This window comes from Tistrella arctica (assembly GCF_039630945.1).
Lineage (GTDB): Bacteria > Pseudomonadota > Alphaproteobacteria > Tistrellales > Tistrellaceae > Tistrella > Tistrella bauzanensis.
In genome coordinates this window covers 105,295-132,085 of the sequence record NZ_JBBKTV010000013.1, presented here as the reverse complement: position 1 = coordinate 132,085, position 26,791 = coordinate 105,295, and the positions used below count along the sequence as shown (strand labels likewise).

Annotated in this window: 37 protein-coding genes and 2 CRISPR repeat arrays; of the genes, 30 read left to right on the top strand and 7 right to left on the bottom strand. The window is 67.2% G+C overall.

The genetic code is table 11. The features are described from left to right. The first annotated feature begins 3 nt into the window (after positions 1 to 3). A complete protein-coding gene (locus WG924_RS24345) occupies positions 4 to 360 on the top strand; it encodes a type II toxin-antitoxin system RelE/ParE family toxin (protein WP_345935635.1) in 357 nt (118 codons plus the stop codon). Positions 361 to 401: 41 nt separating this feature from the next. Here WG924_RS24345 and lpdA read toward each other — a convergent pair whose 3' ends face one another. The 4 genes from lpdA to WG924_RS24325 are packed head-to-tail and all read right to left on the bottom strand — an operon-like array spanning position 402 to position 5,425. After that, on the bottom strand, positions 402 to 1,799 hold the full coding sequence (lpdA, locus tag WG924_RS24340) for a dihydrolipoyl dehydrogenase (protein WP_345935634.1): 1,398 nt from the start codon (positions 1,797 to 1,799) through the stop codon (positions 402 to 404). A 4-nt stretch (positions 1,800 to 1,803) separates the two neighbouring features. Then, on the bottom strand, positions 1,804 to 3,171 hold the full coding sequence (locus WG924_RS24335; RefSeq protein WP_345935633.1) for a dihydrolipoamide acetyltransferase family protein: 1,368 nt from the start codon (positions 3,169 to 3,171) through the stop codon (positions 1,804 to 1,806). A 3-nt stretch (positions 3,172 to 3,174) separates the two neighbouring features. Continuing rightward, positions 3,175 to 4,188, bottom strand: coding sequence for an alpha-ketoacid dehydrogenase subunit beta (locus tag WG924_RS24330; protein WP_345935632.1), 1,014 nt, complete (start codon positions 4,186 to 4,188; stop codon positions 3,175 to 3,177). A 4-nt stretch (positions 4,189 to 4,192) separates the two neighbouring features. Beyond that, on the bottom strand, positions 4,193 to 5,425 hold the full coding sequence (locus WG924_RS24325) for a 3-methyl-2-oxobutanoate dehydrogenase (2-methylpropanoyl-transferring) subunit alpha (protein WP_345935631.1): 1,233 nt from the start codon (positions 5,423 to 5,425) through the stop codon (positions 4,193 to 4,195). 564 nt (positions 5,426 to 5,989) lie between these two features. On the opposite strand from WG924_RS24325, the gene WG924_RS24320 reads away from it, so the two are divergent. Then, the gene (locus tag WG924_RS24320) at positions 5,990 to 6,568 is read left to right on the top strand and encodes an HD domain-containing protein (RefSeq protein ID WP_345935630.1); all 579 of its coding nucleotides are present in this window, start codon (positions 5,990 to 5,992) and stop codon (positions 6,566 to 6,568) included. Between the two features lie 49 nt (positions 6,569 to 6,617). Further along, positions 6,618 to 8,159, top strand: coding sequence for a sulfatase-like hydrolase/transferase (locus tag WG924_RS24315; protein WP_345935629.1), 1,542 nt, complete (start codon positions 6,618 to 6,620; stop codon positions 8,157 to 8,159). An 11-nt stretch (positions 8,160 to 8,170) separates the two neighbouring features. On the opposite strand, the gene WG924_RS24310 is transcribed toward WG924_RS24315, so the two are convergent. Then, positions 8,171 to 9,100 carry an alpha/beta fold hydrolase gene (locus WG924_RS24310; protein ID WP_372044872.1) on the bottom strand — a complete coding sequence of 310 codons (930 nt, stop codon included), beginning with the start codon at positions 9,098 to 9,100 and terminating at the stop codon, positions 8,171 to 8,173. A 148-nt stretch (positions 9,101 to 9,248) separates the two neighbouring features. On the opposite strand from WG924_RS24310, the gene WG924_RS24305 reads away from it, so the two are divergent. Next, entirely contained in the window at positions 9,249 to 10,175 is a 927-nt protein-coding gene (locus WG924_RS24305) for a LysR family transcriptional regulator (RefSeq protein ID WP_345935628.1), read from the top strand. Between the two features lie 219 nt (positions 10,176 to 10,394). Then, a CRISPR array of direct repeats spans positions 10,395 to 10,953; the repeat unit is 32 nt; unit sequence GTCGCTCCCCGTGCGGGAGCGTGAATTGAAAC. Between the two features lie 113 nt (positions 10,954 to 11,066). Here WG924_RS24305 and WG924_RS24300 read toward each other — a convergent pair. Together WG924_RS24300 and WG924_RS24295 are read right to left on the bottom strand one after the other, a co-directional pair. Next, positions 11,067 to 11,273, bottom strand: a complete 207-nt coding sequence (locus WG924_RS24300) for a hypothetical protein (protein WP_345935627.1) — start codon at positions 11,271 to 11,273, stop codon at positions 11,067 to 11,069. A gap of 619 nt (positions 11,274 to 11,892) precedes the next feature. Continuing rightward, positions 11,893 to 12,254: direct repeats of the CRISPR family, unit length 32 nt; unit sequence GTCGCTCCCCGTGCGGGAGCGTGAATTGAAAC. A 610-nt stretch (positions 12,255 to 12,864) separates the two neighbouring features. Continuing rightward, entirely contained in the window at positions 12,865 to 13,353 is a 489-nt protein-coding gene (locus WG924_RS24295) for a helix-turn-helix domain-containing protein (protein WP_493660858.1), read from the bottom strand. 281 nt (positions 13,354 to 13,634) lie between these two features. Here WG924_RS24295 and WG924_RS24290 point away from each other — a divergent pair, with 281 nt between their 5' ends. The 26 genes from WG924_RS24290 (at position 13,635) to WG924_RS24165 (ending at position 26,791) form a co-directional block, all read left to right on the top strand. Continuing rightward, complete coding sequence (locus tag WG924_RS24290; protein ID WP_345935625.1) at positions 13,635 to 13,901, top strand: helix-turn-helix domain-containing protein; 267 nt, start codon at positions 13,635 to 13,637, stop codon at positions 13,899 to 13,901. After that, a complete protein-coding gene (locus tag WG924_RS24285; RefSeq protein ID WP_345935624.1) occupies positions 13,898 to 14,344 on the top strand; it encodes a hypothetical protein in 447 nt (148 codons plus the stop codon). The genes WG924_RS24290 and WG924_RS24285 overlap by 4 nt, the downstream gene beginning before the upstream one ends. Continuing rightward, positions 14,341 to 16,482 carry a Mu transposase C-terminal domain-containing protein gene (locus WG924_RS24280; RefSeq protein ID WP_345935623.1) on the top strand — a complete coding sequence of 714 codons (2,142 nt, stop codon included), beginning with the start codon at positions 14,341 to 14,343 and terminating at the stop codon, positions 16,480 to 16,482. Before WG924_RS24285 ends, WG924_RS24280 begins: the two co-directional genes overlap by 4 nt. Positions 16,483 to 16,572: 90 nt before the next feature. After that, positions 16,573 to 17,289 carry an AAA family ATPase gene (locus WG924_RS24275; protein WP_345935622.1) on the top strand — a complete coding sequence of 239 codons (717 nt, stop codon included), beginning with the start codon at positions 16,573 to 16,575 and terminating at the stop codon, positions 17,287 to 17,289. Continuing rightward, a complete protein-coding gene (locus WG924_RS24270; protein WP_345935621.1) occupies positions 17,289 to 17,918 on the top strand; it encodes a hypothetical protein in 630 nt (209 codons plus the stop codon). Before WG924_RS24275 ends, WG924_RS24270 begins: the two co-directional genes overlap by 1 nt. Continuing rightward, positions 17,911 to 18,336 carry a hypothetical protein gene (locus WG924_RS24265; RefSeq protein WP_345935620.1) on the top strand — a complete coding sequence of 142 codons (426 nt, stop codon included), beginning with the start codon at positions 17,911 to 17,913 and terminating at the stop codon, positions 18,334 to 18,336. The genes WG924_RS24270 and WG924_RS24265 overlap by 8 nt, the downstream gene beginning before the upstream one ends. Beyond that, a complete protein-coding gene (locus WG924_RS24260) occupies positions 18,323 to 18,547 on the top strand; it encodes a hypothetical protein (RefSeq protein ID WP_345935619.1) in 225 nt (74 codons plus the stop codon). The genes WG924_RS24265 and WG924_RS24260 overlap by 14 nt, the downstream gene beginning before the upstream one ends. 31 nt (positions 18,548 to 18,578) lie before the next feature. Continuing rightward, positions 18,579 to 18,944 (top strand): hypothetical protein, encoded by a 366-nt coding sequence (locus WG924_RS24255; protein WP_345935618.1) that lies wholly within the window; start codon positions 18,579 to 18,581, stop codon positions 18,942 to 18,944. After that, positions 18,941 to 19,558 (top strand): DUF3164 family protein, encoded by a 618-nt coding sequence (locus tag WG924_RS24250; RefSeq protein ID WP_345935617.1) that lies wholly within the window; start codon positions 18,941 to 18,943, stop codon positions 19,556 to 19,558. Before WG924_RS24255 ends, WG924_RS24250 begins: the two co-directional genes overlap by 4 nt. Positions 19,559 to 19,561: 3 nt before the next feature. Continuing rightward, positions 19,562 to 19,792 (top strand): hypothetical protein, encoded by a 231-nt coding sequence (locus WG924_RS24245; protein WP_345935616.1) that lies wholly within the window; start codon positions 19,562 to 19,564, stop codon positions 19,790 to 19,792. Further along, positions 19,789 to 20,157 (top strand): hypothetical protein, encoded by a 369-nt coding sequence (locus tag WG924_RS24240; RefSeq protein ID WP_345935615.1) that lies wholly within the window; start codon positions 19,789 to 19,791, stop codon positions 20,155 to 20,157. Before WG924_RS24245 ends, WG924_RS24240 begins: the two co-directional genes overlap by 4 nt. Further along, positions 20,144 to 20,899, top strand: a complete 756-nt coding sequence (locus WG924_RS24235) for a DUF7168 domain-containing protein (RefSeq protein ID WP_345935614.1) — start codon at positions 20,144 to 20,146, stop codon at positions 20,897 to 20,899. The genes WG924_RS24240 and WG924_RS24235 overlap by 14 nt, the downstream gene beginning before the upstream one ends. Then, on the top strand, positions 20,899 to 21,519 hold the full coding sequence (locus WG924_RS24230; RefSeq protein ID WP_345935613.1) for a hypothetical protein: 621 nt from the start codon (positions 20,899 to 20,901) through the stop codon (positions 21,517 to 21,519). Before WG924_RS24235 ends, WG924_RS24230 begins: the two co-directional genes overlap by 1 nt. Then, a complete protein-coding gene (locus WG924_RS24225) occupies positions 21,516 to 21,710 on the top strand; it encodes a hypothetical protein (RefSeq protein WP_345935612.1) in 195 nt (64 codons plus the stop codon). The genes WG924_RS24230 and WG924_RS24225 overlap by 4 nt, the downstream gene beginning before the upstream one ends. Continuing rightward, the gene (locus WG924_RS24220; RefSeq protein ID WP_345935611.1) at positions 21,707 to 21,907 is read left to right on the top strand and encodes a hypothetical protein; all 201 of its coding nucleotides are present in this window, start codon (positions 21,707 to 21,709) and stop codon (positions 21,905 to 21,907) included. The genes WG924_RS24225 and WG924_RS24220 overlap by 4 nt, the downstream gene beginning before the upstream one ends. Before the next feature lies 1 nt (position 21,908). After that, positions 21,909 to 22,103, top strand: coding sequence for a hypothetical protein (locus WG924_RS24215; RefSeq protein ID WP_345935610.1), 195 nt, complete (start codon positions 21,909 to 21,911; stop codon positions 22,101 to 22,103). After that, on the top strand, positions 22,096 to 22,329 hold the full coding sequence (locus WG924_RS24210) for a hypothetical protein (protein ID WP_345935609.1): 234 nt from the start codon (positions 22,096 to 22,098) through the stop codon (positions 22,327 to 22,329). Before WG924_RS24215 ends, WG924_RS24210 begins: the two co-directional genes overlap by 8 nt. Next, entirely contained in the window at positions 22,322 to 22,921 is a 600-nt protein-coding gene (locus tag WG924_RS24205) for a regulatory protein GemA (RefSeq protein ID WP_345935608.1), read from the top strand. Before WG924_RS24210 ends, WG924_RS24205 begins: the two co-directional genes overlap by 8 nt. A 49-nt stretch (positions 22,922 to 22,970) precedes the next feature. Continuing rightward, a complete protein-coding gene (locus tag WG924_RS24200) occupies positions 22,971 to 23,462 on the top strand; it encodes a hypothetical protein (RefSeq protein ID WP_345935607.1) in 492 nt (163 codons plus the stop codon). 24 nt (positions 23,463 to 23,486) lie between these two features. After that, positions 23,487 to 24,095, top strand: coding sequence for a glycoside hydrolase family 108 protein (locus tag WG924_RS24195; RefSeq protein WP_345935606.1), 609 nt, complete (start codon positions 23,487 to 23,489; stop codon positions 24,093 to 24,095). 8 nt (positions 24,096 to 24,103) lie between these two features. After that, positions 24,104 to 24,532 (top strand): hypothetical protein, encoded by a 429-nt coding sequence (locus tag WG924_RS24190; protein ID WP_345935605.1) that lies wholly within the window; start codon positions 24,104 to 24,106, stop codon positions 24,530 to 24,532. Further along, a complete protein-coding gene (locus tag WG924_RS24185) occupies positions 24,525 to 24,746 on the top strand; it encodes a TraR/DksA C4-type zinc finger protein (RefSeq protein ID WP_345935604.1) in 222 nt (73 codons plus the stop codon). The genes WG924_RS24190 and WG924_RS24185 overlap by 8 nt, the downstream gene beginning before the upstream one ends. Further along, the gene (locus WG924_RS24180) at positions 24,731 to 25,078 is read left to right on the top strand and encodes a DUF2730 family protein (RefSeq protein WP_345935603.1); all 348 of its coding nucleotides are present in this window, start codon (positions 24,731 to 24,733) and stop codon (positions 25,076 to 25,078) included. The genes WG924_RS24185 and WG924_RS24180 overlap by 16 nt, the downstream gene beginning before the upstream one ends. Then, positions 25,075 to 25,392 (top strand): hypothetical protein, encoded by a 318-nt coding sequence (locus tag WG924_RS24175; protein WP_345935602.1) that lies wholly within the window; start codon positions 25,075 to 25,077, stop codon positions 25,390 to 25,392. Before WG924_RS24180 ends, WG924_RS24175 begins: the two co-directional genes overlap by 4 nt. 3 nt (positions 25,393 to 25,395) lie before the next feature. After that, positions 25,396 to 25,938, top strand: coding sequence for a phage protein Gp27 family protein (locus tag WG924_RS24170; RefSeq protein WP_345935601.1), 543 nt, complete (start codon positions 25,396 to 25,398; stop codon positions 25,936 to 25,938). A gap of 1 nt (position 25,939) precedes the next feature. Next, positions 25,940 to 26,791, top strand: coding sequence for a hypothetical protein (locus WG924_RS24165; protein WP_345935600.1), 852 nt, complete (start codon positions 25,940 to 25,942; stop codon positions 26,789 to 26,791).

Sequence of the window (26,791 nt, the reverse complement as noted above, 5' to 3'; positions counted from 1 at the left end):
CCGATGATGCCCGGTGCCCGTTATCGCCCCGGTGCCCGTTGTCGCCCCGGTGCCCATTCTCGCATTGAATGGCGACCAATGGCCCGCGAGGATTTGCGCGCCATCATGCATTATATCGGCAGAGACAATCCGGCGCGCGCCCGGAGCTTCGGCCGGACGCTGCGCGACAAGACCAAGCCGCTTGAAGACCATCCAGAGCTTGGCCATACCGGGCGGCCGGGTCTGCCGGAGGGGGTGCGCGAACTGATCGTGCATCCGCGCTATATCATCTTCTGCTATATCATTTTCTATCGCGTGCTGGCTGACGCCGGGATCGTGGAGATCCTGCGTGTCAAGCACGCCGCGCAGCAGGTGCCGTGACGGGGCGGGAGGCCTCAAGGCGCTCCCGCCCCGCCTGACCATCAGATGTGCAGCGCGTGCCCAAGACCCTTCAGCGCGGCTTCCTGGAAGGCTTCGCTGAGGGTGGGGTGGGCATGGATGGTGCCGGCGATGTCTTCCAGACGGGCGCCCATCTCGATCGCGAGGGCGAAGGCCGCCGAGAGTTCCGAGATGCCCTGGCCGGTGGCCTGGATGCCGAGCACTAGATTGTTGTCGGCGCGGAACACCACGCGCACGAAGCCCTGTTCGCCCAGCTTGCTCATCGCCCGGCCATTGGCGCTGAACGGGAACTGGGCGGTTCTGGCCTCGACACCCTGGCGCTTCGCCTCGTCGAGCGACAGGCCTGCGGTGACGATTTCAGGATCGGTGAAGCACACCGCCGGGATGCAGCGCTTGTCCCAGGCGCGTTTGTGGCCGGCCACGATTTCGGCCACCATCTCGCCCTGGGCCATGGCGCGGTGGGCCAGCATCGGCTCGCCCGTGACGTCGCCGATCGCATAAACCCCGCGCATCGAGGTCTGGCAGCGGTCGCCCACCGAGATGAACGGCCCGTGCATGTCGAGCACCAGTTCCTCGATCCCCCAGCCCTGCGTGGCCGGTTTGCGGCCGACGGTGACCAGGATCTTGTCGGCGGCGAGGGTGCGTTCCTCGCCATCCGCGGTCTCGATCACCAGACCGTCGCCGCCGCGGGCAAGGCCCCGGGCCTTGGCGCCGGTCAGCACCTCGACCCCCAGTTCGTCGAGCCGCTTCGCCGCCGGCCGGGTGAGTTCGGCATCATACAAGGGCAGGATGCGCGGCTGGCTTTCCACCACCGTCACCCTGGCGCCGAGTTTCGCGAAGGCGGTGCCGAGTTCGAGCCCGATATAGCCCGCCCCCACCACCACGAAGCGGTCGGGCACCGTGGTCAGCGACAAGGCCTCGGTCGACGAGATCACCCGGTCGCCGAAGGGCAGGAAGGGCAGTTCCACCGGCACCGATCCGGTGGCGATGACCACGGTTTCGGCGCGGATCACCTGAAGCCCGGTCTCGGTGTCGACCTCGACGGTCTTGCCGTCGCGGAACCGGGCATGGCCGGCCACCACCTTGACCTTGGCGCGCTTCAGCAGCCCAGAGACGCCGCCGGTCAGCCGGCCGACGATCTGGTCCTTCCAGGCGATGGTGCGGGCCATGTCGATGGTGGGGGCGCTCGTCGAGATGCCGAGCGGCGAGGCGCCGCCCGCCATATGCGCCACCTTCTCGAATTCCTCGGCCGCGTGGATCAGGGCCTTCGATGGAATGCAGCCGACATTCAGGCAGGTGCCGCCGGGCTTCTTCGCCTCGACGATCACCGTGTCGATCCCGAGCTGGCCCGCGCGGATCGCGCAGACATAGCCGCCGGGGCCGGCGCCGATCACCAGCAGCTTGCAGGAAATGTCCTTCATCGTTTCAACCCTCGATGAAGATGGTGGCCGGGGTCTCAAGCAGAGACCTTATCCGCTGGACGAAGACCGCCGCATCCCAGCCGTCGATCACCCGGTGATCGAAGCTGGAGGACAGGTTCATCATCTTGGCGGGCACGAAGCCGGTGCCGTCCCAGACCGGGCGGATCATCATCTTGTTCACGCCGATGATCGCCACCTCCGGATGGTTGATCACCGGGGTGGTGACCACGCCGCCCAGCGCGCCCAGCGAGGTGATGGTGATGGTCGATCCGGTCAGTTCCTCACGCGTGGCGGTGCCGGTCTTGGCCGCCTCGGCCAGGCGGTTGACCTCGGCAGCACAGCCCCAGATGTCGCGTGCCTCGGCATGCTTCACCACCGGCACCACCAGCCCTGAGGGTGTCTGGGCGGCGACACCGATATGCACGCCGCCATGCACCCGGATGATGCCGGCCTCGTCGTCGAACAGCGCGTTCAGCCGCGGCTGCTCGGCGATCGCCTTCACCATCGCCCGCATCAGGAAGGGCAGGATGGTCAGCTTCGGCCGGTCGGCGCGTTTCTCGGCGTTCAGCTTGGCGCGGAGCTCTTCCAGCGCCGTGACGTTCACTTCCTCGACATAGGTGATGTGCGGGATACGTGACTTCGACAGCGACATCTGCTCGGCGATCCGCCGGCGCAGCCCCACGACCCTGATCTCGTCGATGGTGGTGTTGGCGACCAGACCGCCGGCCGCCGGCCGCTGGTCCTGGCCGGCGAAGAACCGGTCGAGGTCTTCATGGGTGATGCGGCCGGCCGGCCCGGTGCCGCGCACCTGGCGCAGATCCACCCCGGCTTCGCGTGCGCGGTGGCGCACGGCCGGGGCCGCGATCGGCTTGTCATGCTCAGGCCGTGGCGCGCCCGGCGCCATGGCGACCGCCAGGCCCGGCCCGGCCGGGGCGGCGGCACGCGATGCGGGTTTCGGCGCCGCCGGTTTGGCTTGCGCGGGTTTGGGGGCCGCCGGTTTGGCGGCGGCCGGCTTCGATGCGGCAGGCTCCGGGGCTGGCGCCGCATCGGCGCCGGACTCGCCGGCTGTCTCCGCCTCTGTCTCGGTCTCTGTCTCCGCCTCGGCGGCCACGGCGGCGGCGTTGCCCTCGCCCGCCACCTCAAGCCGGATCAGCGGCGCGCCGACGCTCAACACCTCGCCGATCTCGGCGCCCAGCCAGATGATCTTGCCATCCACCGGCGACGGGATCTCGACGGTGGCCTTGTCGGTCATCACCGCCGCCAGCAGCGCGTCCTCGCGCACGATCTGGCCGATCTCGACATGCCATTCCACCAGCTCGGCCTCGGCGATGCCTTCGCCGACGTCGGGCATCTTGATGATATGCTCGCCCATGGCTCAGCTCTCCAGGATTTCTTGCAGGGCGCGGCCGACGCGCCCGGGGCCGGGGAAATAATCCCATTCCTGGGCATGGGGATAGGGCGTGTCCCAGCCGGCCACCCGCACCACCGGTGCCTCCAGATGGTGGAAGCAGTTTTCCTGCACCAGCGAGACCAGCTCGGCGCCATAGCCCGAGGTCAGCGTCGCCTCGTGCACCACCAGACAGCGCCCGGTCTTGCGCACCGAGGCCACGATCGTGTCCAGATCGAGCGGCACCAGCGTGCGCAGATCGATCACCTCGGCATCGATGCCGGCATCGGCCGCCGCCGCCAGCGCCACATGCACCATGGTGCCATAGGCGAGCACCGTCACCGCCGATCCCGGCCGCGCCACCGCCGCCTTGCCCAGCGGCACGGTGTAATGGCCGGCCTGCACCTCGCCGGCCTCGTGCTTCGACCAGGGGGTCACCGGCCGGTCGTGATGGCCGTCGAACGGGCCGTTATACAGCCGCTTGGGTTCCAGGAAGATCACCGGGTCGGGATCCTCGATCGCCGAGATCAGCAGCCCCTTGGCGTCATAGGGGTTGCAGGGCACCACCACCTTCAGCCCGCAGACATGGGTGAACAGGGCTTCCACGCTCTGGCTGTGGGTCTGGCCGCCGAAGATGCCGCCGCCGGTGGGCATGCGGATCACCAGCGGGCAGGTGAAATCGCCATTGGAGCGATAGCGGATGCGCGCCGCTTCCTGGGTGATGTGGTCATAGGCCGGATACATATAGTCGGCGAACTGGATCTCGACGCAGGGCTTCATGCCATAGGCGGCCATGCCGATCGCGGTGCCGACGATGCCGCTTTCACTGATCGGCGCGTCGAAGCAGCGGGTCTTGCCGTATTTCTGCTGAAGCCCCTGGGTGCAGCGGAACACGCCGCCGAAATAGCCGACATCCTCGCCATAGACCACGACGGTCTCGTCGCGGCCCATCATCACGTCCATGGCGTCGCGGATCGCCTCGATCATCGTCATGCGTGGCATGAATTCAGACTCCCGCCTGCTGGCGCTGCCGGCGCAGATGCGGCGGCATCTCGGCGAAGACGCCGTCGAACATGTCGCGCGCCGAGGGCTTGGCCCCGGCATGCAGAGTGCCGAAGCTTTCGGCCTCTTTCTGGGCGGCGATCACCGTGTCCAGGATTTCCGCCTCCGACTGCTTGTGGCGCTCTTCCGACCACACGCCGCGCCCGATCAGATGGTTCTTCAGCCGGATCACCGGATCGCCCAGCGGCCAGGCCGAACTTTCGGTCTTGGGCCGATAGGCGGATGGATCGTCCGAGGTGGAATGCGCGCCGACCCGATAGGTGACGTATTCGATCAGGGTCGGGCCCATATTGCGCCGCGCCCGCTCCGCCGCCCATTTGGCGACCGCGTGCACCGCCAGATAGTCGTTGCCGTCGACCCGCAGCGACGGAATGCCGAAACCCAGGCCCCGGGCGGCGAAGGTGCCCGAGCCGCCGCGCGCGATGCCCTGGAAGGTCGAGATCGCCCATTGATTGTTGACCACGTTCAGCACCACCGGCGCCTTATAGGTCGAGGCGAAGACCAGGGCGGCGTGGAAATCGCTCTCCGCCGTCGAGCCGTCGCCGATCCAGGCCGCCGCGATCTTGCTGTCATTGCGGATCGCCGAGGCCATCGCCCAGCCCACCGCCTGCACGAACTGGGTGGCGAGGTTGCCCGAGATGGTGAAGAAGCCATGCTCGCGCGAGGAATACATCACCGGCAACTGCCGGCCCTTCAGCGGGTCGCGGGCGTTCGAGAAGATCTGGCTCATCATGTCGACCATCGGATAGCCGTTGGCGATGAGCAGCCCCGCCTGCCGATAGGTCGGAAAATTCATGTCGCCGGGTTTGAGCGCCTTGCGGAAGGCGCAGCTCACCGCCTCCTCGCCCAGATGCTGCATATAGAACGAGGTCTTGCCCTGGCGCTGGGCGATCAGCATGCGGGCATCGAAGGCGCGCAGCGTCATCATGTGGCGCAGGCCGTCGAGCAGCTCGTCATCGGTGAGCGCGCCGGCCCAGGGGCCGACCGCCTCGCCATTGCGGTTCAGCACCCGGATGATCGAGAAGGCGAGGTCGCGCATGGATTCCGGGTCGGCGTCGACCTCGGGTCTCGGCACCGCACCGGCTTTCGGAATCTTGACGGTCGAAAAGTCTGGTGTGTCGCCCGGCCGGACCGCCGGCTCGGGCACGTGGAGACTGAGGCGTTCGGATGAGGACATCAGTGACGATCTTCCCAGAGACGAGGAACAAGGCGATCCGATGCCGGAACTATGACAGCGAAATATCCGGCCTGTCACCCCGGCTCTTGACACCGCTGGTGGCGCCACCCTGCCAGTGCCTGCAACCCTGAGGACATTGAGTATAGGGGATTTGGCACCCTGAACGCGCGTTGCACCGCACCCAAAGCCGAACCTTGCGCCGGTGGGTCAGAATATTACCGAATGAAATCTGCGTTCGCGGAATTTCGTCATGAAATGAACCGGCTCCGATTCACGGCCCCGGCTGCCCGCATACCCCGATCCGGGTAAAAAAATGTCGCGGCAGGTGGCCGGAGACCTCAAGGGCGAGCGGTTTGGATGAGACCGTCGACCATGATCGTGGAAAAATGACCCTGGATACCGCCTGCGGCCATGGATGCCGTGCCGCCCGGCCGGCGGCCGCGCCGCCCTGGCGTCGACCGCGGACGGGGTGCGCGCTTTTTCAGACGATGGTCACATGGTTTTCATAAAAGAAGTTTATATCATCACATAGATCATCATTTTCATGCATAGGACGTCCAGACCATGGCCGAGACCCAGCCCCCGCTTCTGCCCGAAACCCGCGCCCGGCTGGAGGCGATTTTCGCGATCTTCGCGGCCCGTGGCGACGAGAGCTATGGCGAGGCGGTCAGCCAGATCGAACATGCGGTGCAGTCGGCCGAGATCGCCGAGGCGGCCGGCGCCCATGACAGCCTGATCGCCGCCGCTTTGCTGCATGATATCGGTCATATGGTGCACCGCGATGCCGGCGACGCCTTCCGCCGTGGCCGCGATGATGCGCATGAGCGGCTGGGTGAGAAATATCTGGCCGGCCTGTTCCCGCCATCGGTCACCCGGCCGATCGCCCTGCATGTCGCGGCCAAGCGCTGTCTGGTGGTGACCGAGCCCGCCTATGCGGCAGGGCTGTCGGCGGTGTCGCGGCGCACGCTCGATCTTCAGGGCGGGCCGATGAGCGATGCCGAGGTGGCGGATTTCCTGGCCGATCCCCATGGCGCCGATGCCATCGCGCTGCGCCGGATCGATGAAGCCGCCAAGATCGACGGTGCTGGCCGCGGCGGCGTCGAGCGTTACCGGCCGCTGCTCGAACGCCTCGCCTGCCGCTGAAACCACGCCCTGCCGTCAGTCCTGCCCTCCGCTGAAAGGCCGCTGCCTCATGTCACGCCATCGCCCGGCCCGCAATGTTCTGCTGATCGTGGTCGACCAGTGGCGCTGGGATCTGTCGCCGGGGCTGGGCCTGCCCCATGTCGCGACCCCGGCGCTGGATGCGCTGGCGGCGCGCGGCACAGTGTTCACCCGCCATTTCGCCCAGAGCGTGCCCTGCGGCCCGGCACGGGCGACCATGGCCACCGGCCAGTACCCCTTCACCCACCGGGTGTTCAGCAATCCGGTGCCGCTGTCGGCGCATCATCGCCAGCTTCAGCATCATCTGCGCGATGCCGGGGTCACGCCCTGGATGATCGGCTATACCACCTCGGTGCCCGATCCACGCGGCCGCAACCCCGCCGACCCGGCCTTCACCGGCCCCAGCGTCGCCGAAGGCTGGCGGGTGGTGCGCGAAATGTCCGAGGACAAATCCAATTACATGGCCTGGGCGCGCAACCGGCAGGGCGAACCCGGCCCGGCCCCTGATGCCCCCGACGACTACGACACCGCCTTCGCCGACCACCTGCGCGCGGGCGCGCCGGTCGAGGCCTCCCCCCAGATCGATGGCCTGCATGACAGCCGCTGGCTGGCCGATGCGGCGGTGGATGTCATCAGCCAGCAGCAGCAAGCCCCGTGGCTGCTGCATCTGGGCCTGTTCCGGCCGCATCCGCCACTGGCGGCGCTGGCCCGGCATCTGGCCCGCATCCCCGGCGCGCCGCCGCTGGCCAGGGTCGAGGCCATGGCCGAAGACGCCATCCACCCGCTGGCGGCGCTGCTGCGCGCGGTGGTGCCGGCCAGCATCGCCCATCCCGGCCTCGACGGCCGGGCGGCGGACCTGCCCCCGGAAACCGTGGCCGCCCTGCGCCATGCCTATCTGGCGCTGCTGGCCGAGGTCGACGACGAAATCGCCCGGGTTCTGGCCGCCCTCCACCGCCATGGCCGCGACCGCGACACGCTGGTGATCTTCATGTCCGATCATGGCGAGCAATGGGGCGAGCACGGGCTGTTCGGCAAGCGGGCGCTGCATCAGGCCTCGTTCCGGGTGCCGATGATCATCGCCGACCCGCGCGCCACCGCCGACCCCACACGCGGCGGCCGCATCACCCACATCACCGAGCATGTCGACCTGCTGCCAACCGTGCTCGACTGGTTCGGCATCGCCCCGCCGCCGCAATGCGCCGGCCGCAGCCTGCTGCCGCTATTGGCCGGCGACACCCCCGAAGACTGGCGCACCGCCGCCGTCTATGAACATGATTTCCGCGACAAGATCCCAGCCTTCCCGGCCCCCGGCCTGGCCCGCGACCCGCATGGCGCCCATTTCTGCGCCATCCAGGACGAGGCCTTCGCCTATCTCCACTTCCCCGACGCCGACCCGGTGCTGTTCGACCTTGCCACCGACCCCGCCCAGACCCGCAACGTTGCTACCGACCCGGCCTATGCCCCGGTGGTCGCCACCATGATGCGCCGCCTGCTCGACCACCGCATGCGCCACGCCGACCGCACCCTCGCAGAAGCCCGCGCCACCCCCGCCGGCCTTGCCGGGCGGTGGTGAGGGGGCGCCTGCTATCGTCCCGCATCCAGAAACGCGCGGACCATGGTCACCGTCGCCTCGGGCTGTTCCTCCATCAGCCAGTGCCCCGCATCGGGCACGACGCCTTCCGTCACGTCGGTGGCCGCAAAGCGCATGACCATGGCCATGGCCGGGCCGAATGATTTTTCCCCGCCGATCGCGAGGACCGGCATGGTCAGCTTGCCCTCGGCCAGGAAGGCCTTGTCGTCGATCGCATCCTGATCGAAGGCCGCGAACTGGGCGAAGCCCGCATGCATGGCACCGGGGGCCGCGTATAGCCGGGCATAGTGTTGACGGGATGCCTCGCTGAATTTGGCGGGGGTGGCCGAGAATTCGTTCCAGAACCGGTCCAGATAGATGCGCTCCCGGCCGGCCACCAGCCGTTCCATATCGGGGCCGCCGAAACGGAAATGCCAGAGCAGCGGGTTCTTCAAGATCTCCTCCCACGGCCCGATGCCGGGGAGCGGCGCATCCATCAGGATGAAGCGGCCGATCCGGTCGCGATCCTGCGCGGCGAACGCATAGCCGACCATATTGCCGATATCATGGGTGACGAGATCGACCGCGCCGATCTTGAGCGCGTCGAGCATGCCCGCCATGTCGCGGCCTTGCGTCTTCTTGTCATAGCCCGAGGCCGGCCGCGCCGACAGGCCCATGCCGCGCAGATCCGGCGCGATCACCGTATGGTCGCGCATAAGATCCCGCGCCAGCGGCGCCCACATGTCGCCGGTCTCACCATAGCCATGCAGCAGCAGAACCGCCGGCCCGGTGCCGCCGATCCGGACATGCAGGGTCGTGCCGTTGGTGGCCACGTCCCGCGTGCTGAACTCTGGCGGAAAGACGAAATCCTGCGCGCCGGCCGCGGGCGCGGCCGCGATCAGCGCCACGCCAAGGACCATGGCTGAAAAAGCAGACGACGTCATGTTCGCCCCCCATCGGTGATTGCGGGCCAGGACCAGATCAACGAGCATGACATCATGCCGGGCGGCCGCTCTCCGTCGACTCTATGCTTGGCGGCGACCATCAGCACAGGTCGGAAGCGCCGAACCAATATTCCGGAGATCGCGAACCATGAGGCTCGACGGCATCATCGCTTTTGTCACCGTGGTGGATTGCGGATCGATCAACGAGGCCGCCCGCCAGCTTCGATTGTCGAAGTCGACGGTGAGCGAAAGGCTGTCGGAGCTGGAACACGCGCTCGGCGCCAGATTGTTGAGCCGCAACAGCCGCCAGTTCGCCCTGACGGAAGACGGCGTGGCGCTGCTCGACCGGGCGCGGCGGATCGTCGACGAGACAGCCGGGGTCAGGGAAGATCTGGCGCGGCGGCGCGGCGCGGTGTCGGGCCCGCTTCGCATCGCCGTTCCCCGCGCCTTCGGCGACCTGCATCTCGGGCCGATTCTGTATGATTTCATGGGCCGCCACCCCGACGTCACCGTCACCGCCGATTTCGACGACCGGATCAGCGATCTGGGGCCCGCCTTCGACGCGCTGGTCCGCATCGCGCCCACGGCGCTGCCCAAGCTGGCGATCGAACCCCTCACCATCAGCCACCGCACCCTGGTCGCCGCGCCGTCCTATCTCGACCGTCATGGCAGGCCCGATACGGTCGACCAGCTCGAACACCACAAGGCGATCCACTATATGGATCGTGGGCCCGATGACTGGAGCTTCAAGGCCGAGATCGAGCGCGTCGTCGCGCGGGTCACGCCACGGCTTCGCGTCACCTCCTGCTATGCCATGCGCGACGCCGCGATCGCCGGGCTCGGCATCGCCTGGTTGCCAACCTTCCACAGCTATCAGGCGATCAAGGCCGGAACCCTCGCCATGCTCGATATCGGCGTCGATGCCGACGTCACGCCCATCACCATCGCCTATCAACGCGGCCCCGCCCCCCCGGCGCGGCTGCGAGCGCTGATCGACCACCTGAAACACGCCTTCGGCCACCCGCCATATTGGGATGACGGCCTCATCATCCCGGGCCGGGCATCCAACCCCTGACCGGCCCCGACGGCCTTGTGGCGCGGTGGGAAGACGGGTGTTCCGCGAACCCCAAGCACACATAAAAATCCCGGGAGGTTCGCGGAAGGAATCGCGAAGCGATTTCAAAGGGTTATTTTTTTGAAAGTCGTGTCATGCATACGGGGGAGTGAGTCGGCGGGGAGGTTCGCGGAAAGCGGCTTTTTTGGGCAGTGGAATCAAGGTATTGCTGGGGGGTGAGTCGCTCCCCGTGCGGGGGCGTGGATTGAAACAGGATCTATGACGGCTGCCCGAATCTGTCGCACGCGTCGCTCCCCGTGCGGGGGCGTGGATTGAAACGGGTTGGCGACCGGCCGGCCGCGATGGCAGACCAGGTCGCTCCCCGTGCGGGGGCGTGGATTGAAACACCCGCCTGCACCACGGCCGGTGCCGGCGGGTGGTCGCTCCCCGTGCGGGGGCGTGGATTGAAACCGTTAAAAAATGAGCCGATCTAGTCGGCCGATCGTCGCTCCCCGTGCGGGGGCGTGGATTGAAACGCGGGCTGCGCAATCGTCACGTCGGCCGACGATCGTCGCTCCCCGTGCGGGGGCGTGGATTGAAACTGGTAATCATGCCCCCTCCTCCGCGTAGTGGTGGGTCGCTCCCCGTGCGGGGGCGTGGATTGAAACGCGCCAAGCCTTCGCATACCCAGGGATGATCAGGTCGCTCCCCGTGCGGGAGCGTGGATTGAAACCCTGAGCCTTACGAGCAGCAGCAAGAGGCCCGTCGTCGCTCCCCGTGCGGGAGCGTGAATTGAAACATCTCGTGCAGGTGGCGGCAGTGGTTGAGTGCACCACTCCACGCGCGGTTGCATGACCTGAAGCCAGCCGAGGGCTCATGCGCGGGCGGGCAAGATCAGCCCACAGCCTGCCGTCATCTCAGATAGCGCGTCAGATTGCGCGCGCCCTTGGCGGCGGCCTTGAGGTGGCGGGTGCGGTCGTCCGGAGGGCAGGCCGGGCTGTCGGTGATCGTCATGGCGTGGCTGGCCAGATGGGCCTGAAACGCGGCGCCGGCCGATGATGTGGCGGTCAAGTCCAGCGGGTGGCTGGCGATCGGGTCGCGCCATGTGTCGAGGGCCATGCAGATCCCGGGCTCGTTTTCCGGCACAGATCACTGATCCAGGATCTGATCGTCAAGACTGGCCCAATCGGCGGGGTCATCAGAACGGCGCGCCTGATCTGGTCGCGATCGCGGGCGGCGAATGCGTGGCTGGCCCTGGTGACCATGCCGCCGATATCATGGGCGACGAGATCGACCGCGCCGATCTTGAGCACGTTGAGCATGCCCATCATGTCGCGCCCCTCGATCTTCCTGTCATAACCCACCCCATGCCGCGCGGATCCGGCGCGATCACGCTATGGTTGTGCGCCAGACCCCGCGCGAGCGACACCCCCATCCCCGACCCATGCCCCGGCGCCCGCCACCCGTGATGTGCCGCCCGCGCCGCCACCACATGCGCCACGCCACCCCCAAAACCCGCGCCACCCCCGCCGGCCGGTCTGCGCGATGGCGAGGCGGCCGTTCCGCGAACCCCAAGCACACACAAAAACCCTGGGAGGTTCGCGGAAGGAATCGCGAAGCGATTTCAAAGGGTTATTTTTTTGAAAGATGTGTCATGCATACGGGGGAGTGAGTTGTCGGGGAGGTTCGCGGAAACCGGCTTTTTTGGGCAGTGGAATCAAGCTATTACAGGGGGGTGAGTCGCTCCCCGTGCGGGAGCGTGAATTGAAACGGCGCCAGCGCCGGCCAAGGCACCTGGCAGCCTGGTCGCTCCCCGTGCGGGAGCGTGAATTGAAACTGCGAATCAGAAAGCGAGCCCTCGACAGAAAAACGTCGCTCCCCGTGCGGGAGCGTGAATTGAAACCTCTAATCAATAATAATCAGATGGCCCGTCGCCTGTCGCTCCCCGTGCGGGAGCGTGAATTGAAACATGCCCTAATCCCCGGCATTCATACATCAGGCGGGTCGCTCCCCGTGCGGGAGCGTGAATTGAAACGGACAGCGTCCAGGGCAAGGAGCCGATCGCTCGGTCGCTCCCCGTGCGGGAGCGTGAATTGAAACGCGGGCCGTGGAGAGCCGCGACGACAAGCGCCTGTGGCTTACGGAATGGATTGGCACCCGGGATCTTGTCGGACGAGGCTGGATTTGGCCGGATAGGACGTTGAACTGATTGAGTGAATTGGGGTTGGGGGGCCGCAGAGTGATTTGCGGCCCTTTTGTCATGTCTGAGGACCGGCCGGCGGTGGTTGGTGGGGAATTTGGGGGCGGTTTGTCACCCTCGTGATCCGCGGCGCGGCGAGGCGATAGCTGACGGCCAGCCGGGGCAGCGATTCGGGATGCCGCGCCGCCGCTCCCGAAGCGCGCACGACGTTATGCGGATCGCTTCGGGGTGCGCGAACTCGCGCTGAATCAATGCGATACACGGAAAATCGCGGGTCCGCTGCCGAATCGCATCCCGAAATGCAGCTTTAGGGCGCTGGTAGTGTGCACCGGACAACTGGAAGATGCATTCCCGCGTATTGCGCGAACATGCTGCCGCGTATTAATCACAAATTAACGAATTACGGCTCCAAATCGCTTTCGACGATCATTAGGGGAGGAAATAGCGCGCTATCCGGCTGAAACGGGCCGGAAAGCGTCGATGGGTGATCTTTGTCTAGATAAACCAATTTCAGGCCGGGCGTTTGCTACGGTCTGGAGATCTTGCGCTCTCGCGAAGCTTGCGGCGCCGATCAGCAAGGATCTCACCGAGGGCGATGAGGGTCGCGGACGTGTCGTGCCGCACCGCCACCAGATCGCCGTAGATCCGGGCTGCCTCTTCGCCAAGGGTCCGGTCCGGAATAGCGGCCCCTTCGCCCTTATAGAGGGCGCGGATGGCATCAACGATGGTGCCCATGAGGTGCGGATCGACATCCGGTTCGGCCCGCTTAGGGCTGCCCAAGCCGGTAATCAGCCATGCGATGTCATAGCCGAGCGATCCTAGGCGTTCCATAACCCTTACATCGGGGGAGCTTTCTCCCCTCTCATACCTGCCATATGTGTTGAGGGATACCCCAAGAAGGGTAGCCATTTCCTGCTGCTGAACCCCTCTTTGGGTTCTGGCGTCCCGCAGTCGGTGCCCAAAGTCACCCGCCCCGCCGTCTCTCTTACTGATTCCCATTTCGCTTGCGCCACCATGAATCCCTAGGAAAACCGCCGAATTTGGCGGCCAACGCGCTATGCCTTTGTGAGAGCGGCGAAATCTGACATCCGGGACAAGGCACCATATATGAGATTCATGGTCCGACCATGAATCTCATATATGGCTTGAAAACCCAAAATTGGTGTGTCATGTCTATACGGGTGAAGTGATAAGACATGCGACCAACCACCTGACCTGTGATGAGACATATGACCCTCTCAGTACCAACCGACCCATACGAGCGGACCGCCTGGATCCTCATGCAGCTCAAGCTGAGGAACACCAGCTTGGCGGACATCGCACGCTCCAACGGTTGGAGCAAGAGCGTCGTCAGCCAGGCGCTGCGATCCCCCCTCTATCAACAAGAGGTCGCGATCGCCGAGGCGCTCGGGCTGAAGCCCGAGACACTATTTGTGGAACGCTATGACCGGACCGGTCGCCGCCGCCATGCCGTGAAGTCTAGCGGGCGTGCGACCGGGCGCAATGTCGAAGGTGCGCGCGCCCGTAGACATGCGGGGGCCGCATGAAGACGGGCCGGGCTGATCCACGGCAGCTATCGCTGGAGGGCGGCTTCTGGGAAATCCCGAAGCCGCCACGCCTACTGCCCGGCAGCTTGGCCTATGGCGACGAGCTGTGCGGCATCCTCGCACATGCCCTGAAGGAAACACCGCTCTCGCGGGCAGAAGTGGCCGCACGCATGAGTGATCTGGCCGCAGCCGATATCAGCGAGGCAACACTCAACGCCTGGACCGCCAAGTCCAAGGATCGCCACCGGTTCCCGATGGAATACGCGGCTGCGTTCGAAGTCGCGACTGACACTGTCGTGCTCCAGCATCTGCTGGCATCAAAGCGGGGCAGCCTGGTCCTGATTGGTCAAGAGGCACGCGATGCGCGGCTCGGGCAAGTAAGGCGGCGCATCGCTGCCTTGCGCGATGAGGAAAAGGCCCTCATGGGAGGTCGACGCAAATGACATCTCCCTGGATCACCGCCAACCAGATTGCGTCCGTTCTCGGTGTGCAAAAACGTGCGGTGAACCTCCGCGCGGTGCGCGGTGCTTGGCCTCACGCGGTGTCACAACAGGATGGCCGGCAGACGAAGCTGTTCGAGGTTGCGCGCCTCCCGGCCGAAATCCAGGACGAACTGGCCCGCCGCAGCCTCGCCGTCGCCGCGCCCGCCCCGGCGGACCTGCCGGCGGTCGCGGAACCGGTAGAGGCGCCATCGGCGGTCGCCGTGGCGGATTGGCAGCGGGCCTGCGCCGATGCTCGCGCGGCGCTGTTGGCCGAGATCGAGCGTCTGGCGGCCACCCACGGCACCGACCGGGCGATCCGGGCCATGGTGTCGGCGGCGGCCGGCGGGACGCTGGCGCCGGCGCTGGCAGCGCTGGTGCCGGTGGCTAATGCACGGTCGGGCGGGGCGGCGGGAAGCCGCGTGCTGTCGGAGCGGACCCTGAAGCGGTGGCGGGCGCGGCAGCGCGAGACCGGGTGGGTGGGGCTGCTGCCGAAGGCGGCGCCGGCGGCTCCGGAACCGGACTGGGCGCCACACCTCCTCAGTATATATAGGCGGCCGCCGGAGCGGCCCCTTACGGAGGTGTTGACGGATCTGCGGAGCGCACTGCCGGCCGACGTTGATATGCCGAGCTACGGTCAGGCTCGGAGCTATCTGGCGTCGCTGCCGCCGCAGGTTCGGGAGCGGGGGCGGATCGGGCAGAACGCCATGCTGGCGCTGATGGGTCATAAGCGGCGGTCGTCCGCCGGCATGTGGCCGATGGATCTGGTGACGGCCGATGGGCATACCTTCAAGAGCGCGACTCAGCATCCGATCACGGGCAACCCTTTCCGCGCGGAGCTTGTGTCGGTGATCGACGTTGCGACCCGGTACGGTGTCGGGTGGTCCGCTGGCCTGGCAGAGTCGACTTGGGTGGTGATGGATGCATACCGACATGCCGTCGAGCGCTGGGGTGTGCCGGCGGCGGTCTACACCGATAACGGCAGCGGATTTGTGGCTGAGGCGATCAGCGGTGAGGTCTTGGGCCTCTGGGCGCGATGCGGCACCCAGCCCGACACGTCGATCGGCGGACGGCCGCAGGCGCGCGGCAAGATCGAGCGGGCGCAGGCGACCTTGTGGGGGCCTGCCGAGCGGAAGCTGCCGACCTATGTCGGGCGAACCGCTGATCGAGACATCGTGAAGCGCGTCACGACCAAGATTGAGCGGGACATCAAGGACCGGGGCACATCGCGGCTGCTGATGTCGTGGACTGATGCCCTGGCGCACTTTGCAGCCGCGGTCGAGGCATACAACCACCGCCCCCACAGCGCGCTCAAACGGATCAGGGACGAGGTGACCGGCCGCACGCGGCATCAGACGCCAACCGAGGCTATGCGTGAGGCGATTGAGTCGGGTTGGACGCCGTCGACCCTGCCGGCGGACCTGCTTGAAGACCTGTTCAGGCCTTACGAAATCCGGCGGACCATCCGCGGTGAAGTGCGGCTGCCTTGGGGGCGGTATTACGACCACGCCCTTGTGCCCTATACGGGGCAGTCGGTGCGGGTCGGGTACGACATCCACGACGGCGACCGTGTGTGGGTGCGGGATGACGCCGGGCGGCTGATCTGTGTTGCTCAAAGGGACGCCAACGTCATACCGGACGTCCCCGAAAGCAAGCTTGAACACATCCGCGACCAGCGCGCCAAGCGCCGGTCCGATCTGAAACAGCAGCAGCTTGACGACATCGAAGTTGAGCGGCGCGGGATCGGGGTTGTCGTTGATGCGGCGCCGGCGCCGGTTGCGGCGGATCTGCCCAAGATCACCAGCATCCCGCGCCCGATCTCGGCGCCGAAACCGATAGAGGTGCCCGCCCTCTCGGCGGCGGCCGTCGAGTGGCAGCGGTCGGCGCAGGTGGTCGAGATCCGGCCGGGTGCCTCGGCGCCGGCGCCGGCCACGGAGGCCGAAGTCCGGTATGCGCGGGCGCGGGAGATCGAGCGGCGGGCGGAGGCAGGCGAGAGCCTGACCGATGGCGAAGCCGCTTGGCTGACGAAATACCGGACCAGGCCCGAATACCGGGTCAGGCGAGATCTTGAGGATCAGCGCGCGGCCATCCTGGCGCGCTGAAGTCGATACGGCCGGCTGCCCGGATGCACGGGTGACGGCAGGGCTGCGGGCAACACAACAACCATTAGTAGTTAATTAAGGACCAAAAGCATGCATACGGTTGCGCCTTTGACCAATGTGGCCCTTTTTAGGGAGCTTGCCGGGCGGCTTTGCGGGCGCCGCGGGCATCTGCCAGGCATCGGCGTTTTCTACGGCCCGTCGGGGTTCGGAAAGACCTGCTCTTCGACGTATGCGGCCAATGAATTCCAGGCGCATTACCTGGAACTCGGAAAACTCTGGACCACGAAAAAGTTCTTGCAGCACTTGGCGCGCGCCGTCGGCGCCCCCGCCCGCGGCACTACGGCTGATCTGCATCAGTCGGTGATCGAGGCCCTGGCGGCAGCGCCCGCCATGCTGATCATCGACGAAGCCGACCATGCGATCGCGCGGGGATATGACGAAGCCTTACGCGACATACACAACAAGACCGGCGCACCGGTCGTGTTGATTGGCGAAGAGTTGCTCCCGCAGGCCATGCGCCGAAACGAACGGCTACACAACAGGGTATTGGCCTGGGTGCCCGCCCAACCGGCCACCGCGGACGATGCTGAAGTCCTGGCGCGGCTCTATGCCCCCGATCTCGCGATAGCTCGCGATCTGACTGACCGCATCGTTACCCAGGCTGAGGGGCGGACCCGGCGGATCTGTGTCGGGATCGACGCGGTTCGCGACTGGGCTGAAGCCGAGGGCCTTGACGTGGTCGATGCCACCCGGTGGGGCGACCGGCCGCTGTGGGATGCGGCGCCGAGCAAGATGCGGAGGCTGTGATGGCGCGCCGCCCGATCAAGATCATGGCCGAACTGGCCGACGCCGACGTGCCGCGCGGCAACCAGGGCTATTGGCGCCTGATCCGCGAGGCGTGTCTTGCCCGCGGTGAGGTGACGGTCAGGGAGATCGACCAGGCCTGCAATACTCACCGGGCGACCATCGCCGGCTACGTGGCCCGGCTCGTCAAGGCCGGCATCCTGGTGCATGTGAGGGTGGATCACAACCGCGCTAACGTCTGGGCGCTCGCCGAAGGCGCAGATCCAGGGCCGATCGCACCTCCCGTGCGACGTGATGGCACCCGCTACAAGCGGGGGCTGGGGCGCGAGCAGATGTGGCGGACGATCGGCATCCACAAGCAGTTCAGGGCGCGCGATTTGGCCATCTGGGCCAGCACCGCCGAGGTGCGCGTGTCCGAGGCAGCAGCCGACGAGTATTGCCGGCTGCTGGCCGGGGCCGGTGTGCTGATCACCAACACCAAGCTGCGGCCGCATGTCTACCGGCTGCGCGAGGCGGCCATGACCGGGCCGCTGGCGCCGTCGGTGATCCAGCTTAGGGCGATCTATGACCGCAACACCGGTCAGGTGCTCGGCCGGCCGGTGGCGCGGGAGGTGGATGGCGGCCATGGGTAAGCGCGGGCCGAAGAAGGGCACCCCGCAGGCCGGCGCCGACCACCTCGGCACGGCCATGGCAGCCTGGGGTGGTGATCTGCCCGACTGGGTGCGGGCGCTGGCCGCGGCCGCCCAGTCCCGCACCGCGAACGCCGTGGCTTACGAGATCCGATACGACCCGATGGTCGTGCACCGGGTGCTGCGGCGGACCTATGACGGGTCGTATGACCGGGTCGAGGCGGCGGTCAGGGCGAAGGTCATCCAGGCGGTCGACTGCCCCGTCCTGGGGCGGATCGACGACCGGCGCTGCCAGCGCATCAGGACCGACCCGAAACCGCCGACGTCATCACACCTCGCGATCCAGGCGTGGCGCGCCTGCAAGACGTGCCTCTACGGGATCGCTCATCAGCAGGGAGGGCGGGACCGTGCTGTCCCATGACATCGACAACCTGGTGATGCATGCCGACTGGCTGGCGCGGCGCGGCCAGATGACAGACGAGGCCTGGGCCACCCTCGTGGCCCGGCTGAGGGCCTATGCCGAGGATGTATCACGCCTTGAGCGGCTGATCGTTCCGGGGGTGGCGCGGGAGGCCGAGGTCGAGGCAGCGCCGGCAAGGCCGGTCAACGTGATTCCCTTCCGGCGGCGCTGACCGCCGGCTTGAAACCGAGAGAGGAATGAGCATGGACACCGAAGATCAAACCGGGGCGGTCGACGACTACTGCACGCCGCTCGAATACGACAGGTCGCGGACGTGGGACAAGATCGTGGCCGGGGAGCTGCTGAGCGTGATTGGCGCCGATGACGACAAGGTCGTCTTGGCCAGCGACCCGATGCACGTCCAGGACGCATGGGGGCGTGAAGCCATCGCCGAGCTGCGGGCTGTCGCCGGCCGGGACATCCCCTATAGCCCGCCTCAGTGGGTGCGCGAGGGCGGCGCGGTGCTGGGCTGGGAGCCGACGCACTGCATGCCCCTCACCTATGCCGAGGCGGTGGAGCGCGGGTGCGCGCCGTGTTGGGTCAACACGAACAGTGGAGGCCTGTCATGACTGACGTCACCACGCCCGAGGGGTACATGAAGGACAGCAAAGGGCGGCTGGTGCCCCTTGACCTGGTCCGGCCGGCGGACAGCCTGGAAGATCAGGCGGTCCGCAAAATCCTTGGTTATGCCGAGGATTTGTCCGCGCAGATTGCGCGCTTCCGCGCGCACACCATGGACGATGTCGACGCTCTGGTCGACATCCTGCGGGAGCAATACGGCGCCAAGCCGGGCGGTCAGAAGGGGAACCTCACCCTGACATCATATGACGGCACCCAGAAGGTGCAGGTCGCGGTGTCGGACACAATTGCCTTCGGGCCGGAGTTGGAGGCGGCGCGGTCGCTTATCGACGAGTGCGTGTCTGAGTGGTCAGCGGATGCCGCGGCGCCGATCCGGGCCTTGGTCGAACACGCATTTGTGCCCGATCGGGCCGGCGTCGTGAACCGCGAAGCCCTGCTACGTCTGCGTAAGGTCGATATCGACGATGACCGATGGCGCCGGGCCATGACCGCGATCACCGACGCGATCCGCGTCCAGGGTTCCAAGACATACATCCGGCTCTATCGGCGCGACCGGCCGACGGACCGGTGGCGGATGGTTCCGATCGATATCGCGTCGGCCTGAGCCATGACCGACGATCCCGCCGCCATCATCGCCCGCCTTGAAGCCGTTGAGGCCCGCCTCGCGGCGCTCGAAGCCCCGCAACCCGCGCCACCGACCGATCCGGCCGGGCTCGTTGCGGCCGCGGAGCGCGAGGTGGTGGCGCTGATCGTCGGTCAGGTCGGGCGGGCGTGGATGCCGACACGGCTACGGGCCGCTGTGGAGCGGCTGCTGATCCTTAAGGGGATAGGAACGTGAAGAAAGCGAAGAAGGTGCAGGAAGTGAAGGCCGTGGCGATCCCGGTCCAGGCCCGGCTGTTGTGGCTCGGCGAGGCAATCAACGACTGTCTCAAGGTTGCGGAGCATGAGGGGAGCGCGCTGATCGTGTGCGCCACCGCGGCCGATGATGACAAGATCATGGTCCGGGGGCAGGCGGACGGCAGTCAAACTCTCATGATTGTTGAGATGATGATCCGGGCTGTGCGCGACAGCGCGGAGGCGCATGACAATCAACGGGTCGTGCGGCACCTCGTGGCGCCGTTGGCTAGTCTCCAGGCTGCCATGGACGCCCTGGGTGTGCCCCGCGGTCGCCGGCCGGCGGAGGCGCGCAATGTCATCAACTGATCTGGCCCGCATCCGCGCCCGCATCCAGGCCCTCAGGGCCATGACGGTTGACCGGGGATGCACGGAGGCGGAGGCCATCGCCGCTGCCGTGAAGGCCGCAGAACTGCTGTCCACCCATGGCCTGACGGAGGCTGAACTTGATACAGCCTTGGCCGAGGCGCTTGAGGTGGAGCTGGGGGGGCGGCGGTCGCCTCTGGATGACATTTGGCCGGTGGTCGCAATGTTCGCAGACTGCCGGGGCTACTTCGGCGGGGGCCATGGTCCGCGGACCTATGTGTATTTCGGCGAGCCCGGCTCGGTCCTGGTTGCCGAGTATGTCCACCAGGTGATCCGGCGGGCGGGCGGTGACGCGCTCGCCGCCTTCCGGGCGACGGCCGCGTACAGGCGGCGGCGGTCACCGCGGACCCGCGCCGCGGTCGCCAAGGCCTTTGCGGAGGGGTTCTCCAGCAGCGTCCGGGCGGCACTGCTGGAGGGCTTGTGGAGGCGCAAGGAGTTGGATTTCGGGGCTCCCGCAGAGGGATTTGCGCAGATCAAGGCTGGCCTCGCGCCCCTCGACGCCGAGATGGCGCGGCGCGGGATCGCCCTTCAGTCCATGCGGGCGCTGACGCCCGCGACCAAGACCGGTGTCCGTGGCCTGGGCGGCGCGCACGGCGCCGGGGCCAGGGCTGGTCGCGCCGTCCGTGTCGACGCGCCGCTCGAAGGGAGTGCGGCCCCGGCGGGTCTGTTGGGGGGGGCGCAGTGATGGCTGACTATCCCATCACGGTCCCTGCCCTGTGGGTCGAGGCGATGATGAGCGGCATCAAGACCCAGATCCGTCACCCATCTCCTCGGCCGCACAAGCCCGGCGACCGGCTCTGGGTCAAGGAGGCTCACGCGCTCCATCACGCCTACGGGCAGCGCCGCGCCGACGAACTGCGCTGGGGGCCCTGGCACGGTCTACCGATGGCGATCGCTCCGACCCTGGACCGCGTCTGCTACTACCGGCACGGTTTCGACCGGGCGGACCCGCCCCGATGGCGCCCCGGAACCTCAATGCCGCGCTGGGCAAGCCGGGCCACTCTTGTGGTCACGGACGTCCGAGCCCACCGCCTCTCCGAGATTGATGAGCGCGACATCATCGCCGAGGGCGTGCGCGTGATCAGGATGCCTTGCGACCTCGCAGATCGCTACGCCCTCGAACCCATGACGCCGGCAGAGGTGGCCGGGGGGCGGCCCGCCTACGTAATGCCGCAGATCGCCTATGCGGTCGCCTGGGACCGGATCTACGGCCGGCACGGGACGTGGGGCCGCCGCGCAAACCCGTGGGTGGTCGCGACCACCTTCAGCTATCGCGCTCACAACATCGACAAGGTGCCGTCATGACCACCGACGATGGTAGCGCCCGTGAAATCAGGATGGCGATCCGCGCGTGCGAAGCGGACCTGCGGGCCGCGGAGGGGCGCGTCCGCAGCGCGCGGGACCGCCTCGCAAAGGCGAGGTGGTGGCGCGATGGCGCCATTGCCCGCCTGGAGGGGGCGAGGGACGCAATGAGCGATCAGGAGGACGGCGCATGACCATACCGACCTACATCACGATCCTGGACCGTGCCGCCGACGACCTGGCGCAAGTCGTGGATGACCTGGATCAGGCTGCCCGGCAGGCGCCGGAAGGCCGGCGCCTGGCGATCGCTGCCCGGAGTGTCAGGGCGCATGAACTGGCCACCAGTCTGCGGCGCATGGCGTCGGTAGCCCCTGAAGAGGGAGAGCCATGACATGCCCGACATCACCTCGGCGGTCTCCACCTACCTCGCAGCCCAGGATGCCGCCCTTGACGCGGCATCCGATTGGGACAAGGCGCGCATCGCGGCGATGCGCGCCCAAAAGACGCACATCGCCGCACAGGCGCGCCGGCGGCGGGCGCGGGCGCAGCTCATGGCGCTGGCCCGGATGGAGGGCGGCAATGCCTGATCTCGCGCGGTATGCCGTCACGATCCCCTATGGCGCACTGCCAGCCTATCTCGACGCGGGTTGGCAGGTGCTCGCCGACGGGCCTCTGGCGGTAACCGTGGTCACCGACGTGCCCGAGGGGATGCCGGCCGACCGGGTATCGGACCTGGACACGTCAGACCTCAGGGCCGCCGTCGCGGCGGCCCTGAGGGCAGCAAGGGGCTTGGACAATGAAGCGAATGGATGAGCGCACGAAACGACTGCGCACCGTCCGGGCCGCGGCGCGGGAGCTGGGCCTGTCAGACGAGGGGCTCCGCGACATCTACGCCCGGACGATCGGCAGCCGGTCAGCCTCGGCCGCATCGGCTGCCGACCTGGGGCGGGTGCTTGATGCCCTGAAGGCCGCCGGGTGGCGCACGAAGGTCCGCGCGCGCAAAGGTGATCGGCGGCAGCTAAACACCCCAATGGGCGCCAAGGTCCGGGTGCTCTGGGTAGCGGCCTGGAACCTCGGTATTGCCTATGACCCGACCGAAACCGGCTTAGGGACATGGATAGAGAGGCAGACGGGCATAAGCGCCATGAACTGGCTGGATGTCCGCCAGACGTCAGCCGTGATCGAAGCCCTGAAGTCGTGGATCGCGCGGGAGGGGTGGGTCATATGGCCGCCTGCACGGGCGGGTGCGCTGGAAGCCAAGCGAGCGGTGATCGAGGCACAGCTTAGCCATCTCCGCGCCGCCATGAGGCCCGATCTCGACCTGAGCAGGATGGGCGCCGCAGAGCTGGATGCGGTCAGCGCAGACCTTGGCATTGAGATCAGGCGCATGAAGGCCGCGTCATGACGCGGGCGCCCGGGGCTCCGCGCCCTGGAAACTGAGAGAGGTGATCCACATGGCCGGCACCTGGACGCTGCACCCCGAGACGCTGCCCGGCATCCTGGCTGACATCGCCAAGATCGTCGGTGTCGACGCGGCCCTGCGGCTGGCCGAAGCCCATGGCGGTACGCGCCTCTACATCCCTCAGGATGTCCAGGCGGGCCACGAGCTGGCCCGGGTGCTCGGCGTCCAGGGGGCGAAGCTGGTCTGCCGGTCGCCGCTCGGGGGCGACACCCACGCCGTGCCATCGGCGGTGCCGCTGATCCGCGCCATCCGCGCGCGCCGGCTGCGCGCGGAAGGCTGGTCCCATGGCCGCATCGCCCGCGAACTCGGGATCACGGAGACCCATGCCGGCCGCCTGACCGCCGGCATCGCCCGTGGCAATGGCGGACCGGAGGATGCCGAGGCGCCGACCGTCTGCCCGACCTGCGGCCGTGCGCATCGCCGCCGGCAGCCGCGACAGGATGACCGGCAGATGGCCCTGCCGATCGGACATCCGTCAGCCTGACCGCGCCGCCGCGCGCCCGCGAAAATGGCGGGCATGGAACAGCTCCTCCCGACCGCCGGCCCCGGCGGCACTTCGCTCGACGGCCGCCGTGTGGCGGCTGTCGAGCGGCTCTTGTCCCGCGAGGGGAGGTTGGCGGATGACCCCGCCGACCCTGGCGGCATTACCAACTATGGCGTGTCGATCAGGTATCTCAAGCGGCTCAGCGCCGCGGACCGCCGCAAGCTTGCCCAAGCCGGCCTGGCCATCCCGTCGCAGGTGACGGCCGACACCATCCGCAACCTGATGCGGTCTGACGCCACCATCATCTATAGCGTGCTGTGGTGGGACGCGCTCGAATATGGCGCGCTGCCCGATCCGATCGCAGCCAAGACACTCGACCTCGCGGTCAATATGGGGCCGGTCCAGGGGCACCGGCTGGTGCAGCGCGCGTGTCGCGCCCATGGCCGCAAGATCGCCGATGATGGAGATCTTGGCCCGATCTCGCGCGACACGATCGCGGCAATCGGCCCCGACCTCATCCACGCCATCCGATCCGAGGCCGCCGGCTATTACCGGCTGCTGGCCGCGACCACGCAGTTCGGGGGTCGGTTTTTGGGCGGTTGGTTGGCCCGCGCCTATGACGAGGACGCATGACCATGTCGATGACCCGCATCCTGACCATCGTTGGCCTGACAACGATCATCGGCACGGCCGCCCATGCGGCGGACGGCGGCGCCGGCGCGGCCGGCCTGAACATCGCCATCGACGGCATCCTCGGCGCGGTCGGCGTGGTGGTCGGCGGGCTGGCCGTGCGCCTGATCCACCGGGCTCTGGGCTATCTGGGGCTGGCGGAGGATGCTCGCGTCCGCCAGTACCTCGAACAGGCCACTGTCAGCGCGATCGACTATGCCGTCCGGCAGGCGGGCGCCGGGACGCGCGGCGCCGTGCGGGATATGCAGCATCAAGTCATTGATATGGCCGTCAATTATCTCCAGCGCCGGGTGCCGGATGCTCTGTCGCGCTTTGATCTGGTGGACGTCGACCTGCGCGACTATGTCGCCGCGCGTCTGGGGCGCGCTGTCGATGGCTGACGATGCCGACATCGCGGCGGTGCGGGTGGAGGCGGCGATCGGCGACGCGATCGCCCGCCACCTCGCCCGGCCGCGCTCCACTGGCCGGCTGACATGCCGGGTCTGCGGCGGCCTGATCCCGGCCGATCGGCGGGCCGTGCTGCCGGGCGTCAGCGCCTGCGTTGACTGCGCGCGGCGTGAAGAGAGGGAGGCCAGCCCGTGCCGGAGATCCTGAAGGACTGGTGGCCGGCGCTATCGCTGGCGATGCTCGTCGGGTCGCCCCTGGTGCTATCGGCCATGTCCTGGGCGGTCCGGCGCGGACTGGCCAGTCAGGATGATCTGAGGGCGGCTCTATCCCCGCTGACCAGCGAGGTCGCCGAACTCAAGACGCGCACGCAGAGACTCGAGGGCGAGGTGCAGCATCTCCCGACGGCAGATGACATCGCCGAACTGCGCGAGGCCTTAGCCCGCATGGAGGGGTCCGTGAAGACGGTGGCCTCCGGACAGGAGGCCCAGCGCCAGGCCCTCACGCGCATTGAGGACTACCTACTGCGGGATCGAAAATGACCGAAACCATCACCGGATTTGCCTCGGCGGTCGCTGGTAGCCGCCGACTCGCGATGCTCAGGGCACTCATTGAAGCCGAGGGCACCGCGAATGAGAGCGTGATTAAAACCTGCCTCCAGTCGCTGGGGTTCGGCGGCCGGCAACTGGGCGATATCCGATCGGATATCGATCACCTTGAGCGGGCGGGCATGGTCCGCACGTCATGGTATGAAGGCCGTGTGATGGTCGCCGCGATCACTGCACGTGGCGTCGCCTACACCCGCCGCGAAGTCGAGCCGGTGCCTGGCATCGACTATCCGTCGATCGGCGGCTGACGCATGGCCCGCCCGTCGAAGATCGATCGGTTGCCGGAGGAGGTGCGCGAGGCGATCGGCGATCTCCGCCGTCAGGGTCGGACGATCGACGAGATCCTGTCGCACCTGCGCACGCTCGGCGTCGACGACGTGTCGCGCAGTGGCCTGGGCACTCATATCCAGCGTATCGACCGCATCGGTGCCCGCATGCGCGAGCAGCGGGCGATTGCCGTTGCCCTGGCGGATCAGATCGGCGATCAGCCGGATAAGTTGGCCGCCCTCAATGTCGAGCTGGTCCATGCGGCCGCCTTTAAGCTGGCAACGGCGGAGGACGACGAGGAAGGGACCCATCTGGACGTCGACGATGTCGCGACGCTGTCGGCGACCCTGCGAAACCTCGCCCAGGCGCGCAAGCTGGAGGGTGATCGGCTGGTGGTGGCCGAGCGTCGGGCAGCCGATAAGGCGCGCCGCGAAGCAGCCGACCGCGCCGGCGCCGCGGCCAAGGCTCGGGGCCTCACTCCGGATACGGCCGCGTTCATCCGCGAGCAAATCCTAGGAGTGACGTGACATGACGCCGGCGCTGGCTCAATCCCTCCCGCCAGAGTTGGTCGGGATGCCGCTTAAGGGCGTGCTGCTGGACTATCAGGTGGCGGCGTTCCAGCAGGCCGATACCTGTGCGCTGCTCGTGATCGAGAAGAGCCGTCATATCGGTCTGACCTGGGGCATCGCGGCTCGTGCCGCCCTGATATCCGCGTCGCAGCGGAACGCGGGCGGCATGGATACCCTTTACATGGGCTTCGACCGTGACATGGCGCGGGAGTTCATCGACTCGGTCGCGATGTGGTCGACGGCTTATGCCCCGGTGGGTGCGCAAGCTGAGGTCGAGGAATTCGTGTATTACGACCAGAAGGACGGGGAAGAGACCCGCAGCATCCAGGCATTCAGGATCCGGTACGCCTCGGGCTATGAGGTTGTCGCGCTGTCGAGTGTCCCGCGTGCGCTGCGTGACCGGCAGGGTCTCGTGATCCTCGACGAAGCGGCCTTCATGAGTAACCTCGCTGAAGTCCTTAAGTCCGCGCTGGCCCTGACCATGTGGGGTGGCCGCGTGATCGTGATCTCGACCCATGACGGCGCCGACAACGAGTTCAACCAGCTCGTCACGGAGATTCGTGAGGGCCGCCGGCCGGGGGCGGCAGTGCTGCGCATCACATTCGAGGACGCGTTGCAGGCAGGGCTCTGGGAGCGCATCAAGCTCACCCGGCCATCCACGCCGCCGAAGGAAGAGTGGATCGCGTCTGTGCTCGGGCTCTATGGCGATGCGGCGGACGAGGAGCTGCACGTCATCCCGCGCGCCGGCTGCGGCGCCTATACTCCGGATACGGCCGCCTTCATCCGCGAGCAAATCCTGGGCGTGACGTGA